We start from the raw sequence: 14,144 nt of genomic DNA on the forward strand, positions 1-14,144 counted from the left end.
TTTTTTCAACAGACCAAAAATAGAAATCTCTGCTTCCCGCACTCAAAGGACAATATTAAGACTAGACCTAAGGGCTATTACTTGGTATACCATGAGAATACTCCTACCCGTGAGAACAACTTCCAAGGATCAATTCTTGAGATCTCAGGTTTTTATCGGTATATCACCATCGCGACACTTTCAATCACTTAGATGATGAATAGACGCTCAAGCCATAACAAGAGTGACTCCTCACGATCTCGTCCCGCGCCGATCCGCGCACACTACCGTCACGAGCGTCAGCAACTACTCCAAGCGCATGATCAGTGGAAAGAAACTCAATCCGCCTCAGACGCTCTTCCCCAAGATGTCCTGAGTGAACCCATACGTGACGCCCTACGTACCGATTTCGCACGCGCCAGTTTACCTGGAGCCGACTTTAATCATGCAGACTTACAAGGGGAAAATTTTCAGGGCGCAGATTTGCGTGGAGCGAATTTTGAAGGAGCGAATTTACGGGGAGCGAACTTTAAGCATGCAAACTTACGGGGAGCACATTTCCGGCGCGCATTGTTAGGGTGGGCAGACCTACAGCAAGCTGACTTGATCTGGGCAGACTTGCAAGATGCCGACCTTCGTGGATGCAACCTTCAATTTGCGAATCTTCGTGGCGCCAATTTAAGTCATGCGCATCTGTATGGCGCAGACCTCACGGCTGCGGATCTTTCCTGGACAGAATTAAAGCATACAGACTTGGGCACCGCGAATTTGAACCGAGCCAATCTTCGCGGTGCAACCGTGCAGGCAACAAACCTCGAAACAGCCGACCTCACGAACGTACAAGGGCTTCCTGATTCACCATCACAGCCCCCTGAAGACGGAGATGATCGTCAACTCCACATTGACTCAGTTTGATCGCGTCAAATCTCCCTCAAAAGCCCCCACGTCACGAGCATCGCCCCCTTACCTCTCAAACAATATATGAGGTCCGATGCTCCCAGCATACGTATTACGGGATCACACCTTCCACGAAATTTCGTAGAAGCGTATTCCGAACGGGCTCTCGTAATTTATTGAGGGCCCGTTCTTCGATTTGTCGAATCCGTTCCCGTGTGACCGAAAAGGTTTGACCAATTTCCTCCAATGTCGAATCATCTTGTTCGCCAATGCCAAAGCGCTTTCGAATGATATACGCCTCTCGTGGGGTCAATGTATCCAGCACGGATGAAACCTGTCGTTGGAGATCACATCGTTCTGCTGAGAATAACGGTGATACGGCAGCAGGATCCTCGAGAATTTCATCAAGCTGACCGCCCTCATCTTCTCCGACCGGGGTTTCAAGCGAAAATGACCCTTTGCCAGCCTCAAGTAAAGCAAAGACTTTGTCGGGAGGAAGATCAACATAGGCCCCAATTTCGTCCATAGTTGGTTGCCGGCCTAATTGACCCGTCAAATTGTCGCTAATACGCCTTACTTTATTGAGGGCATCACAGACATGAACGGGAATTCGGACCGTTCGCGATTGATCAGCTAAGGCTCGCGTGATGGCTTGACGTATCCACCAGGTTGCATAGGTACTAAATTTATATCCCCGTTCATGATCAAAACGTTCAACGCCCCGCATTAATCCAATATTGCCTTCTTGAATAAGGTCGAGTAAATCCAGACCTCGGTTCATATATCGCTTCGCGACACTCACGACCAGACGAAGGTTGGCTTCGTATAAGGCCTCTTTCGCATGTTCCAGCTTAACTTTATCTTTATCAAGGGAGCTGACAGCTTTCAAGAATTCATCACTCGACATATACAACACTTCATCTTCGAGATACTGAATTCTCAATGATTCTTTACTTGCCTCGACTGTCTGGGTCATCTCATCGTTCACGGAATGACGGCTTTTGCGAGATTGGACACTTTGAGGATTGGAGTGCGACACGAGGGATAAAGATGTCGACAATTCACTCGCTATGGCTCGCACTCGATCTTCAGTCTGTTTTTGAATGACAGGCGACCATGATATTGACAGGATTTTTTCAACAATCTGTCCTTCAAGTTCTTTGAGTTGCGATTGTTCGACGTTAAGGATGTCACCCCGTCCGAGAGCTGCGGTTTTTCTCTTTGTCGCAAGATATGCAAAAAACGATTGCGAGAGCAGCACAATATCTTCCAGGCAGTGCATACTTTCAGCATACAACGTGGTCCGTTCGTCTTGTGAAAGTGCCTCGGCTTCACCATCCTCCCCAACAGTCACTTCAGGAAATTGGACAATATCTCCAATCGTACATTCACCCTCACGAACTTGTGCAAGCAGAACCTGAAAATAGGCCATGGCCATGGGAAGAGAAAAAATTCGTATGGAGACGGCCCGTCGGCTATCCTTAATTTTTTGCCCAAGCTTCGCCTCCTCTTCACGAGAAAGTAACGCCACTTTTCCAATTTCTTTTAAATATAATGGAATATGTCCATCCCAATGACTTGACGCACCAGGCGTGAGATCGAGTTGGCCTCGGCCTTGTTCTCCCGCGTCAGAACACTGTTGCAATGTTGAGTTTCGTGCCATGAGTCACATCCTTTCTCGCACATCCACAAAAGACCCCGGGGATTAGGGTCATATTCGCATCGCCGACCTTACCTCGAGTGATAGTGCAAAGATCAGCAAACGAAGTGCCAGTCTGGATTCATAGCTTATTCCACATACTTCTCTTACATTAGTGACAGCTACACACGATTGATTCATGTCTTTTTCCAGCAAAAATTCAAGGCTTGTCAGAGAAATTAACGATGGTTGATTCATTGATCAGCAGCCTATCGTAATTCAACACAATGCGATGATAGTGCTCGTAAGTTGTAAGGCCGAAATGGATCGGAAGGAAGATTTCCTGACGGACGGTTCAGCGTCCATCGGTTCCTATGCCTATTGCCTTGGCGTTAGACCTTTTCTCGAAAGGCTTTATCGACACCCGACTCACAAGACACGCGACATATTCCAAATCATAATCCAGGAATATCATTTTCGTGAAAAAGAGGAAAAGCATAGCTAGAAATGATTGGATTCATAAGGTTTTTTTGATACAGTCCCCCTTCAATTCTGTAACACATTGTCCGATAAGAAGACTCCAGACATTGAGCGTCCATTATTCATCATGCAGAAGGCGAACAATCTCATGAAGGTACATTTCTTGGAACGTCTGTCCGCATCACTAGTCAACAGAATGCTATTTGTCGTACTGATAGGCCTGGTGACTCTTGGTACCGGCGGATGTGCGGGAGAAACGAAACAACGAATGGCTTCGGACTCTAATGCCCTGGCACCTCTGTCGTCTGAGTCATCGCCTTCAACAGTTGAACCACTGACATCTGACACAGAAGAGGTGTTTGATGAATTCGGATACGACCCGTTTGAAGAACCGGATTCCGAAAAGATTGAGGAGTACGATCCCTGGGAATCGTATAATGTTTTAGCCTTTGAATTTAATTATCAATTCGACAAATATATATTAAAGCCAGTAGCCAAAGGGTATAACTTCATTATGCCCACGGAGGTCCAACGCAGTATTTCCAATGTATTTCAAAATCTCCGATCAGCACCACGGTTTTTCAATAATATCTTCCAAGGCAAATTCCAAGGCGCCGGCATAGAATTGGGAAGGTTTTTAGTCAATTCGACGTTAGGAGTTGGAGGACTATTCGACCCAGCAGGAATCATGTTTGATATGAAAACGCCTCTGGAGGACATGGGACAAACATTAGGCGCATATGGTACTCCGCCCGGTCCTTATCTTGTGTTACCATTCCTGGGATCCTTCACAACTCGCGATGCCGTAGGCTTCGTTGGCGATACGTTTCTCGATCCTGTTAATTGGTTGGTCCTCCCGATCATTGAGGTTGCCGATGCGCCACGGCTCGTCCAACACGATGATACAATCACCTTCATTCAAGCTGGAATGAAAGTTGGAGAAACCATAAATCTTCGATCTCTGAATTTAGAGAAATTTCAGGGGGTAGAAGAGGGGACGCTTGATTTGTATGGGGCAGTCAGAAATGGCTACCTCCAACAACGTCTGAAGGAAATTAGACGCTGACCAAGACATCAGCACAATCAATCACCGGGCAGGGCTCAACGAGGAAGACTCGCCAATATACTCGTCGACTAATTCGAGAAATCCCCGGGCATAGGCCGTCTGAATCCGAACGCGCATGGTATCGAATTCCCCTTTCACATGAAGAATAAGCTCTTCCTGCTTTGCTTGCTCTAGATCTTCCCTTGTCAACATGATTCCAATCAATTCTTTCATCACCGCTTTTTGATCTACTTTCCGGTTCAACACGACAGTCGGATACTCACGTTGCTTTTCGTCAAACGTTTTCTCATAAAATGCCCATCCATCATCTCCAGACCTTCGATCACGAAGACATAGTTGGTAAAAGAGGATATGATGAGCGGTAACACGCGCTCGAAGAAAATACCAATCCCCGTATTCATCACCTTTGAGTGGCGGAGCAATAATCCAGGACCTGTCTGAAGATACATGAGGCATGACTGGCAGCTCATGAGACGACAGCTTGGGAGCAGGGTCCGAACTACAACTTATAAGTAGAAATCCTGTCAGAAACATGAACAACAGCTGAAAGCGCTTGCTATAGCCGTTCCAATTGACTTCCGTCTGTACGACGTGTGTTTTTGCGCTGTGTACATGATGTACATTCGGTTGAAAGTTATTTGGTTTCGCTATAGCTGAGAGTTCCATTCGACGACGGTCAATCATGTTCCTGGCAACCCTATGCCCACATCATAAATGTTGAAGAAACCTGACGACATGAAAAAGATCAAAGTCGTCATGATATAAGCGTACAATCTGGGTAATCGACGCATGAATGAACAGTCAACTCAACCTCAAGCCTGGTCAATATTACTGACAGCCGCAGGATTTGTGATTGTCATTGCTGGAATGCGAGCCGCCGAGGCCATCCTGGTCCCACTGCTTGTGTCGGCATTGCTTGCCATTATCAGTGCATCGCCCGTGTTCTGGTTACAACGCAAACACGTGCCCGGCCCGATTGCCGTCTTTCTGGTCGTCCTGGGTGCAATCGGACTGAGTTTAGCATTTGGCGCCCTGATCGGAACCTCCCTACAAGACTTTTCAAAAGCGTTACCCCGATACCAAACCCGTCTTATGGAGGAAATTGGCCCCGTCATCACGTGGTTACAATCGATGGGTATCCAATTATCCGAAGAGACGATCATTCGGTACATTGATCCTGGAGCCTCAATGCGATTGGTCGCCAAAATGCTCTCAGGGCTCGGCACGATTTTGACGAATACCTTTCTCATTCTCTTGACCGTCATTTTTATTCTACTCGAGGCATCGAGTTTTCGATATAAAGTCCAAGCCGCATTCGGCGATCCCACGGGAGCATTCCTTCAATTCAGCAAATTAACGACCGCTATTAATAGTTACCTCGGCATGAAAACCATTATGAGTTTCGGAACCGGAGTCACCGTGACCATTTGGGTCGCGATCCTGGGAATCGACTTTCCTGTCGTTTGGGGTCTTTTGGCCTTTCTGCTCAATTACATCCCCAACCTCGGGTCCATCCTCTCAGCTGTCCCAGCCGTGCTTTTGGGGTATATTCAATTCGGCCTTGCTCGCGCCCTACTCGTCACACTCGGGTATGTCGTCATCAATATTATTTTTGGCAATGTCATCGAACCAAAACTCATGGGACGGAAGTTAGGCCTCTCGACATTAGTCGTGTTCCTCTCCCTGGTGTTCTGGGGTTGGGTGTGGGGACCCGTCGGCATGCTTCTCTCTGTCCCCATGACGATGATTGTTAAAATTGCGTTGGAAGGAAGCGAAACGACACGCTGGATGGGAATCCTCATGGACTCTGAGGGAGCTGGGACTAAACCGTATCAATCGTTCTTTGCCAGAAGAACGACATTGAAATAATTGACACATCCAAGCAGACCAGAGGAAACACGACATCTGTTCATGCGGTTGCATGAACGACCTTCTCTAGCCTCTATCACTCCTTATTTTTTCACATCTGAGGAATGCGCGACATAAGGACTCTCTGACTCTGGAATGTTCACCACGGGCTTCGCTTGTGTGCTGCCCATAAATTCTACGGAGCTATCTCCGCTCAAATGCGAAGGAGTGAGAAAGTAGTCGCCATCGACACTGGCAGTCCAGATAGTATGAGCCGTTGCTTCATCTCCGCCAGTGAGCACATACGCCAAGCCGCCGAAAATTCCTCCAAGCCCTGCGTAGACAAGCTTGACTGGAGTATAGAGAATCGACAACGCACCACTCGCGATTTGCGCTCCCACGCTATCATCCGATCCAGACTGAGAAGATTGCTCCGTAGAAGAAGCTGATTCCATTTCCCTCAAATAGGTCGAATCAACATCACGATGAAGATCTGAGCGTTCGGAAGACGTCGACTCAACAGTTTGACTCTTCTTAGAATGTTGGGGTGGACGTTTTTTCGAAAGTTCAATCACCGCATTTTGACGAGAGGAGGCCACAAGATTGTCTGCCTCAGTCCCCTCTAACTCTTGATGACGGCTCGCGTCTCCTGTCTGAATAGTCGAACCGGGATACTGACCACGCGATGATTCGGGATTCACCTCTGTTTGATTGACAGCATCCTGATTCAAGAATGAGACAGGCTCTTCTTTTTCCGTAAATTTTTCATCCTGGCGAGTAGGTACGCGTTGAGAGATAATCGCTTGAGGAGGAGGCTCTTGACTTAATACAACGTCTTCCTGAATTTCTTCTCCATCAAATGCCAAGACTTTATATTCGGGTGTACCAGACTTCCACGCGCCAACGAGGGCACGAGCCGTTAAATCTTCAATGACAAAATCTGAATTTTCTGTCGGGCCAGTCTGCCACGCTTTCGATTTCGTGACAATATCGCCGGTTTCGGGATTCACACCTCGGACTTCCACCGTCAGTGAAAAAGTCGGAGCAGACCGGACCTGCGACAACGTAAATTTCTGCCCCTCTTTAATATTCGAGACTTCAACAAATGCCACGAGATCGGCTCCGATATTTTTCCCGGCTTCAAGTATATTCGCCCAATCTTTTGAGCTGCCGGTGAGTCGACCCCTTTTGTCATTTAATCCTTGCTGTAGCTTCGTACGATCTAGCACAATCAGCCCCCGTTGATGGAGCCACATGGAGGCATTGTCCACTGCTAGCGAATGATTTCCCCATACCACAACACGTGTACCGGCCTTCGGGACCGGGGCTTGATACCCAACCGTTTTGGGGTCTAAATCCACATGTTCAAGCGTACCGGCACAACCACCCATCCACATCAGCATGAGAAGCAAAAGGAAGGATCTCAGATACAGGACTCTATAGACACTCATGGGTCGCCTCACTTGTTGATTGAAGGAAGGGAAATCTGATGATGGAAATTAGAGTTCGATAAGGCCAGAGGAAGATTTTCATCATATACTACTAATAGTAGTTACATATAGCATATAGATACCACATTTAGATCGTTCTTTCTAGTAGTAAAGGGATGCCGTAAGCTGATAACCCATCATATGAATATTGAAAGCAACGATCCATTACATGTCAGTTCTGGAAAATTCCTTCTGAGCAGTTAAAAGCCCAAGGCTTGTGAGATCACCAGATACAACCAAGCGGCCAGAAAAATCAGAGTCACTTCCTTCTCACCAATTTCCTTATAAAGAAGGTAATAGCCCACGAGAGGAATTGACGCCATCAGAAACGCAGAAAATAGGTGTCCTACCGCATGGCCCAAGACCCTTGCTATCGTGGTGTTGCCTGGTACGGCGAGTAAGAGGCTACTCCCAATCATCATCACCCATAACATTCGGATATAAAACATCATCGCTCTGACCCTTCCCTCTCCTAACTAACCTTGGATTCATGCTTGGCACATTATCGGGCAATGTCCAAACAAAGCCTGAACAACTATACGTGTTCTACACGACAAAATACGATCAATTCAACATGGGGGAAAACACAGAAAGTACACGCAAGAGAATTTGTTGGTTATCGCCGTTTCACATAACTTCCTAATGTTTCAAGTAGGGAATGATTGTTCATGCTCTTGGCCTGGTGAACCGTCGTACCTTGGCACCCTCAATGAAACATATTGAGATACGCGATAATCATGAAAATTTGTGAAATCTTGCGGAATATAGCGAATCCACATATACAATCAGTATTCAGTTGCTTGACGTGTAACGGATTCGGTAGAACTGAAACGGCTATAATACATGATGTTTTTATGAGGCAATATCTCGTGTTTTTCATAATTTCACTCACCGTCATGTATAGGGTATGATAAGACCATGAACAAGACCCTGACGAATCTCATGACTCAACAAAAAAGAAGTAAAGGGAAACTGTTTCAGAAGACTCAGAAGGCTTGCGCCCGACTCTCTCCATTGCTCGCTATAGTATTCTGTATGGTCGGAACGGTCGGGTGTGGTGATGGAAACGTAGAGTCTACAAACAACCCCACCAACGTCACATTGAAACTCAGCGGAAACAATTGCGAATTGTACCTTGGCGCAGTTGGTACCGCACTCCAATCGTTGGAAGGCGTTCAAGAAATGGATCTGACGACCCAAAAAGGACAGGCCATTATCAAGACCGATGGAACGGTAAAGGCCAGTCATATTGTTGATACCGTCGATGGATTGTCTGGAGACGGATGGGAATGTGAGGCTGAACTCATGAACGAAAAGCCCATATAATCTCGCCAGTGAATGTCCTATTACTTTTCGCGATATGATAGATCTACGATGACAACTACGCGAACACGTCGCACCTTCCTGTAACCCTAACTCTATTCCAAACAGCACTGCTCAACATTCAACACGAACACCATCTGGCCCTTGCATTGATTTCGGCTGAGGAGTACTGGGCATCAAGACCTGAGCGCGAGAGTCGATAGTGGACTGTGAGCTGTCGCTTTTTGGTTATACCCCACCACCGTGGCAGAACTGATGGCCGTATCCGATGGCAATCGGGTTATGCCTCCCAAAAGCACCTGGTTTGAGCCCAAACTCCGCGATGTGCTGTTTATCCACATGGTACGCGACGAATAATTCTGAAGTCTCAAGGTTCATAGCCCTCCTCACCTTCACAGTCAGAAATCCTCAGCAACAGGCAAACTGTGCCACATTCAACTTTCCGTCGATAAATCCTTCAAAACATTAAAGTTTCACAATTTCAGTACCGAAGAAAAAAATGATGAGTTGAAACAGAACACGTGCTTGAGCTCCCCCACTCAATCACAGGCCATGAAGTGTCAAGAAATGACCTGAGATTCACTATGATCTCGAATAAAAACTCCAGGTTCTGAGCCAAGGGTAGGCATCACTTGCGCAGTATTAAACTTGAGATTGGACTACTCACGATCGGATGCGCGGTATTTCCGATTGTCTGCATGGGAATGGTGCAATATTTCAGTGACGTATCATCCGAAAAGCGCCATTTAACTGAAAAAGCCATCGTCTCTCTCCAGCCAATTCTCACACTTTCGGGAAAAAGTATTGACGGCGGTAATGTGATGACGTTGCGCAATCAGGCTGCGCAAGATCTCTATGCCGCTCATAAAGATCTTCTCTTTCTCGATATTTCTGGCGTCAGCGCAGGATCCGAGAAAACGCTGTTTGCAGAAGCCATTCCCCCGAAACCCATTGCCCACCGTTACGCGACGAAGGGTGTGTCGACAGAATTGATTACCTCAACCCTGGGCGCCATTACGCCTGATCAATGGGATAATGATACATACCTGAATGAAGATGTATCGTTTCTCTTCATTCGGCAAGCATTGCCAGTGAAAAATGGCGGCATGGTAGTCGCCTGTTTTTCCGCGCAATCCTTAAAAGGCTTAGGATGGCGGGTCTTTGGTGAAACCTTACCAATTTCATTAGCGGTTCTATTGGGCGCAGGAGTCATTGCATTCTTCGTGAGTAAAAAATTCGCAAAAACGCTGCTTCAAGTTTCCAATGGCATGATAGGCGTCGCCCAGAGCCTGAATTTACAAACGACCATAACATGCGAATCCCGCAATGAAATTGGGGACTTGGCACGTCAGTTTAATGGCTTTGTCGCAAAACTCCAGGAAACCATCGGGGCCGCACGACAGCATGCTGAAGTATCCAGCCGTTCTGCACAGATCATGGATAACAAATCTGCGGAACTCCTGACGTTGGTTCAAGTACAGCACACCAATATGAAAGAAGCCGCGCACTCTGTAGAAGCGAATGCGTTGGCCGTCCAACACATCGTCTCGCACAGTGAGGGAGCTGCCACCCATGCCCAATACGTCTTACAGAAGGTGCAAGACGGACATGACGTGGTCAATGAAACCATTTCCGAAATTAATCTCATCACCGATGAAGTGAGCAAAATCAGTCAATCGATGGATCGACTTGGAGAAAGCTCCCATCAAATCGGAGACGTGAATACGGTCATTGAAGACATTGCAGAACAAACGAATCTGTTAGCGCTCAACGCCTCGATTGAAGCGGCGCGTGCAGGAGAAGCCGGTCGTGGCTTTGCCGTTGTGGCCGAAGAAGTGAGAAAGCTCTCAGAAAAAACCAGCTCATCAACTCGAGAAGTGTCACGAGTGATATCAACGATTCAGACCGATATCGCACAATCGATTTCGTTAATTCGAAGTACCAAAAAGAGCGTGGATAGCAATGCGGCGAGAGCCGAACGTGCAGGAAACGCCCTTGAGGAGATCAACACATTAACATGTTCCATTGTCGAAATGACGACTCAAATCGCCGATGCAACGAAACAGCAGTCGGAGATGATCGAACGAATTCGCGCACATGCCCACAGTGTGGTGGAATCAACGACTGAGGTCGATCAAGGCATGCATATGATTTCTAACTCTTCCGAAGAACTCAATGAACACGCCGATCAACTCAAAGACGGACTTCGCCAATTTCACGTATAAGCACCCAATTGCAAGCAAGTGAGCAACGAAAAAGCAGTGGCAGGTCTCTGGCACATTGCATGATACAGACAACCCAAACAATTATGGAGAGACACATACACATCGCCATACAGGAGGATATATGCGATTAACAAAGACAGTAACGGCCTTGGTCATCGTGATGGGAATGGCATTTGTTCCTCAACAGATATTCGCTTCAGATGCTCAATTCCCGACAGATTGGAAGAAGTGGAAACCGATGACGACGGTCATTAGTCAAGTCGGCGGACTGCCGGGCTGTGATGCCGACGTGAGCGCACTTCCGCCGATCTATCAAGAAACCGTCGCAACCTATTGTGCCATCCGACCCGAAGGGCCGGGAAAAGCTCAAGTGCTCGTGAAGCCTGAGAGTGTGGAGGCCTATACGGGGCGAAAAGGGAAGTATGCTGAAGGTGAGAACTTCATTCTACATCTCAAGGACTTGAAAGTTCTCTTTGTGACCGGACACAAAGCTGGCACACCTGTCTATGGGGCCTACACGGAAGAAGGAAAAGACATCACCTCTGCCAAAGGACCACTGGCAACCAAAACCTGCATCACCTGTCATTCCGGATTCACCGCATTTTGTAACAATGGACAATGTGGACGAGTTATGAAATAACACGGATACAGATGCACATGCGGTCAAAACGCTGCATCCGGATGTTGTGACAGCAAGCTGACATTCATTCTGGCCCGAATCACACACCGCCGAACGCCTTAGGCATTACTTAAGCCTAGACGTTCGGCGAAATGGTTCACATTGACGGCAAACTTCATAACGACCGGGACATGCCTCAAATAATATCCCGTATTTTGTTTTCTCCCATTCTGCACCTCCAGACCCCTTGTGTTCACCGATTCATCAGGGCATCATCATCATCTCGCATCCGTCGCGAGAGTGAGATCAAGTCCAGAACACTATAGCGAAACCAAATAACTTCCAACCGGAAAAATAGAACGAACTCCGCGCGGTACAACGTGAACATGAGGAAAGTTATGCCCGCCAGGATTATAGCGAATCCACATACGCTCCAGCTAAGCCATGAGGACTTTCAACGCGATATCCAACGTGTCAAGAGTACGGAAGTTCATGGAATCGGCTATAACTGACCATGATTGACGATTCAAGAACGAAAGGGCAATCAACATTCAATGGGTGACCTGTAGATTCGGCATAACTGGAACGGCTATAGCATGAAGCGATCGAATCGAAGAACCACGAAAGTCCGTCCAAATGTTTCTCTCTGGAAAACCGGTACTCGCCGAAAGCCACGTGCCCATCGATTTCGGTGGCTTCGTACCTTTCCTTTCAAAGTGCTATTGGGTGTTATTGGACTCTTTGTCATATTTGAAATACTGACGTTCCCCTTCCTCTCACTTGTGCAATTGCCCACAGAGAACCCCACCGAAACCGCACTCATGCGGCAGCGAATCGATGAAGCCCGCGAGAAAGGCGCCACGCTCACAATCGATCACCGATGGACGTCGCTCCCAAACATCCCGCGTCACGTACGCAAGGCCATTCTGGTATCGGAAGATGGAACGTTTTATTCGCATGCCGGAGTCGATTGGCATGAAATTCAGGCATCTCTGGAAACCAATTGGGAACAAGGGCGAATCGTTCGCGGCGGCTCGACGATTACTCAGCAATTGGCCAAGAATTTATATCTTTCAACGTCCCGGGATCCGATTCGAAAAATAAAAGAACTCATCATCACCTGGATGCTAGAATCAACGTTGAGTAAAAAGCGGATTCTTGAACTCTACCTGAATATTATTGAATGGGGACCCGGTGTATTTGGTATTGAAGCCGCCGCACAACGGTACTTTCACAAGCCAGCTTCCCGCCTCTCAAGAGAAGAAGGTGCTCGCTTAGCCGCAGTCATTCCCAGCCCGCTGCGCCATCAACCAACAGAAACGACATCTTATGTGGAAAAGAAAACTAATTTGATTTTGCGACGAATGTCTACTCGTTGACCTGAGAGTCATCGAGATGTTTGCGGGAGGATATAACCAAAGGGGAAATCATGGATACGTTTCAAGTCAAAACAAAAAAATTAAAAGATATTGTAGACATCACTTCAAAACTGAATCGCATGATTGAAGAGAAGGATGTTCAAAGTGGTTTGTGTCACGTCTTTCTCGCTCACACCACCGCCGCTCTCACGACAGGAGAAATAGGAGAAGGGACGGAAGAAGATTTTCTCGACGTGGCCGAAGAAATTATTCCCACAATCAGATTTCGACATGCCCACGATCCTTCCCATGCCTGGTCACATATGGCAGGCTCGTTGATCGGTGCATCGTTGACCTTACCCGTCATGAACCGGGCGTTGTGTTTGGGGACCTGGCAATCCGTCTTGCTCGTTGAACTAGACGGCCCACGGGAACGCCAATTGGTGGTGGGGTTCGTGCCAGGGGTCTAAAATAAGGCCCTTCTGCATATCCACATGCTTGATTTTTCACATCGCAATCATCCTAAGCATGCTAGCAATCATCATTATTCTTTAGACAAGCCCCTTACAATGTTCTCCAACCTCCACCTTGCTATAATTCGTCCATTGACCAATACATTGATTATGGTGATTGATTTCGCAAAGACCAAGGCATTCAATGTCCACTGAAAAGCAGAAAATGCTCAAGGGAGAGTACTATAACGGTACCGATCCGGAACTCGTGAGAGAACGGCAACAGGCACGACTCCTCTGCCAACAACTCAATACTTTACCGGCAACCGCACCGGAGTCCGAACACCGAGCATTGCTTTCGGCCCTCTTTCACGCTGAAACCGACGCGATTGTCACTCCTCCATTCTTCTGTGACTACGGGTACAACATTTGCCTCGGCGCACATGCCTACTTCAACTTTAACTGCGTTCTCCTCGATGTCATGCCAATCACAATCGGAAACCATGTCCTAATCGGCCCTGGCGTGCACATCTACACTGCCCTCCATCCTTTGAGTATTCAAGAAAGGCGTTCTGACCTGGAATTCGCCAAGCCCGTGACCATTGGGAACGATGTGTGGGTTGGAGGCGGGGCGATCATTTGCCCTGGAGTCGTCATTGGTGATCGTGCAGTCATTGGTGCAGGAAGCGTGGTCACCCGAGATGTGCAAGCCGACGTCGTCGCAGCGGGAAATCCCTGTCGTGTGATCCGGCAAATCTAATCTGTCGC

At 47.5% G+C, this 14,144-nt stretch carries 13 protein-coding genes and 1 pseudogene; 10 read left to right on the forward strand and 4 right to left on the reverse strand.

Features of this window, described 5'->3' with window-relative positions:
* The first annotated feature begins 192 nt into the window (after positions 1–192).
* A complete protein-coding gene (locus ACWHX8_RS19535; protein ID WP_447969813.1) occupies positions 193–894 on the forward strand; it encodes a pentapeptide repeat-containing protein in 702 nt (233 codons plus the stop codon).
* Between the two features lie 94 nt (positions 895–988).
* Here the strand turns inward: ACWHX8_RS19535 and ACWHX8_RS19540 are convergent, their stop codons facing one another.
* Positions 989–2,539, reverse strand: a complete 1,551-nt coding sequence (locus ACWHX8_RS19540) for a sigma-70 family RNA polymerase sigma factor (protein ID WP_447969814.1) — start codon at positions 2,537–2,539, stop codon at positions 989–991.
* 604 nt (positions 2,540–3,143) lie between these two features.
* Here ACWHX8_RS19540 and ACWHX8_RS19545 point away from each other — a divergent pair.
* The gene (locus ACWHX8_RS19545) at positions 3,144–4,061 is read left to right on the forward strand and encodes an MlaA family lipoprotein (protein ID WP_447969815.1); all 918 of its coding nucleotides are present in this window, start codon (positions 3,144–3,146) and stop codon (positions 4,059–4,061) included.
* Between the two features lie 21 nt (positions 4,062–4,082).
* Here ACWHX8_RS19545 and ACWHX8_RS19550 read toward each other — a convergent pair whose 3' ends face one another.
* Positions 4,083–4,745: a hypothetical protein gene (locus tag ACWHX8_RS19550; protein ID WP_447969816.1), complete on the reverse strand. Its 663-nt coding sequence runs from the start codon at positions 4,743–4,745 to the stop codon at positions 4,083–4,085.
* A gap of 105 nt (positions 4,746–4,850) precedes the next feature.
* On the opposite strand from ACWHX8_RS19550, the gene ACWHX8_RS19555 reads away from it, so the two are divergent.
* Entirely contained in the window at positions 4,851–5,930 is a 1,080-nt protein-coding gene (locus ACWHX8_RS19555; protein WP_447969817.1) for an AI-2E family transporter, read from the forward strand.
* A gap of 83 nt (positions 5,931–6,013) precedes the next feature.
* Here the strand turns inward: ACWHX8_RS19555 and ACWHX8_RS19560 are convergent, their stop codons facing one another.
* Positions 6,014–7,360 (reverse strand): hypothetical protein, encoded by a 1,347-nt coding sequence (locus ACWHX8_RS19560; protein WP_447969818.1) that lies wholly within the window; start codon positions 7,358–7,360, stop codon positions 6,014–6,016.
* A 239-nt stretch (positions 7,361–7,599) separates the two neighbouring features.
* Positions 7,600–7,851, reverse strand: a complete 252-nt coding sequence (locus ACWHX8_RS19565; protein WP_447969819.1) for a hypothetical protein — start codon at positions 7,849–7,851, stop codon at positions 7,600–7,602.
* 466 nt (positions 7,852–8,317) lie between these two features.
* Between ACWHX8_RS19565 and ACWHX8_RS19570 the strand changes: the two genes are divergently transcribed.
* The 7 genes and pseudogenes from ACWHX8_RS19570 to ACWHX8_RS19600 all read left to right on the forward strand — a co-directional run bounded on the left by ACWHX8_RS19570 (position 8,318) and on the right by ACWHX8_RS19600 (position 14,136).
* Positions 8,318–8,725: a hypothetical protein gene (locus ACWHX8_RS19570; RefSeq protein ID WP_447969820.1), complete on the forward strand. Its 408-nt coding sequence runs from the start codon at positions 8,318–8,320 to the stop codon at positions 8,723–8,725.
* Between the two features lie 213 nt (positions 8,726–8,938).
* Positions 8,939–9,079: pseudogene (locus ACWHX8_RS19575) on the forward strand (DUF1015 domain-containing protein); the annotation flags it as partial.
* Between the two features lie 275 nt (positions 9,080–9,354).
* Entirely contained in the window at positions 9,355–10,947 is a 1,593-nt protein-coding gene (locus tag ACWHX8_RS19580; protein ID WP_447969821.1) for a methyl-accepting chemotaxis protein, read from the forward strand.
* Positions 10,948–11,068: 121 nt separating this feature from the next.
* Positions 11,069–11,587, forward strand: a complete 519-nt coding sequence (locus ACWHX8_RS19585; RefSeq protein WP_447969822.1) for a hypothetical protein — start codon at positions 11,069–11,071, stop codon at positions 11,585–11,587.
* Positions 11,588–12,162: 575 nt separating this feature from the next.
* The gene (mtgA, locus tag ACWHX8_RS19590) at positions 12,163–12,945 is read left to right on the forward strand and encodes a monofunctional biosynthetic peptidoglycan transglycosylase (RefSeq protein WP_447969823.1); all 783 of its coding nucleotides are present in this window, start codon (positions 12,163–12,165) and stop codon (positions 12,943–12,945) included.
* 50 nt (positions 12,946–12,995) lie between these two features.
* Positions 12,996–13,394, forward strand: a complete 399-nt coding sequence (locus tag ACWHX8_RS19595; RefSeq protein ID WP_447969824.1) for a secondary thiamine-phosphate synthase enzyme YjbQ — start codon at positions 12,996–12,998, stop codon at positions 13,392–13,394.
* 187 nt (positions 13,395–13,581) lie between these two features.
* The gene (locus ACWHX8_RS19600) at positions 13,582–14,136 is read left to right on the forward strand and encodes a sugar O-acetyltransferase (RefSeq protein ID WP_447969825.1); all 555 of its coding nucleotides are present in this window, start codon (positions 13,582–13,584) and stop codon (positions 14,134–14,136) included.
* The last annotated feature ends 8 nt before the right edge of the window (positions 14,137–14,144 follow it).

This window comes from Nitrospira sp. M1, from assembly GCF_965152605.1.

What these genes read in the sequence shown, in the direction of transcription:
- ACWHX8_RS19535 (WP_447969813.1), top strand. Translation starts at nt 193, where the DNA reads ATGATGAATAGACGCTCAAGCCATAACAAGAGTGACTCCTCACGATCT.
- ACWHX8_RS19550 (WP_447969816.1), bottom strand. Translation starts at nt 4,745, where the DNA reads ATGATTGACCGTCGTCGAATGGAACTCTCAGCTATAGCGAAACCAAAT.
- ACWHX8_RS19540 (WP_447969814.1), bottom strand. Translation starts at nt 2,539, where the DNA reads ATGGCACGAAACTCAACATTGCAACAGTGTTCTGACGCGGGAGAACAA.
- ACWHX8_RS19585 (WP_447969822.1), top strand. Translation starts at nt 11,069, where the DNA reads ATGCGATTAACAAAGACAGTAACGGCCTTGGTCATCGTGATGGGAATG.
- mtgA (WP_447969823.1), top strand. Translation starts at nt 12,163, where the DNA reads ATGAAGCGATCGAATCGAAGAACCACGAAAGTCCGTCCAAATGTTTCT.
- ACWHX8_RS19555 (WP_447969817.1), top strand. Translation starts at nt 4,851, where the DNA reads ATGAATGAACAGTCAACTCAACCTCAAGCCTGGTCAATATTACTGACA.
- ACWHX8_RS19545 (WP_447969815.1), top strand. Translation starts at nt 3,144, where the DNA reads ATGAAGGTACATTTCTTGGAACGTCTGTCCGCATCACTAGTCAACAGA.
- ACWHX8_RS19570 (WP_447969820.1), top strand. Translation starts at nt 8,318, where the DNA reads ATGAACAAGACCCTGACGAATCTCATGACTCAACAAAAAAGAAGTAAA.
- ACWHX8_RS19595 (WP_447969824.1), top strand. Translation starts at nt 12,996, where the DNA reads ATGGATACGTTTCAAGTCAAAACAAAAAAATTAAAAGATATTGTAGAC.
- ACWHX8_RS19565 (WP_447969819.1), bottom strand. Translation starts at nt 7,851, where the DNA reads ATGATGTTTTATATCCGAATGTTATGGGTGATGATGATTGGGAGTAGC.
- ACWHX8_RS19560 (WP_447969818.1), bottom strand. Translation starts at nt 7,360, where the DNA reads ATGAGTGTCTATAGAGTCCTGTATCTGAGATCCTTCCTTTTGCTTCTC.
- ACWHX8_RS19600 (WP_447969825.1), top strand. Translation starts at nt 13,582, where the DNA reads ATGTCCACTGAAAAGCAGAAAATGCTCAAGGGAGAGTACTATAACGGT.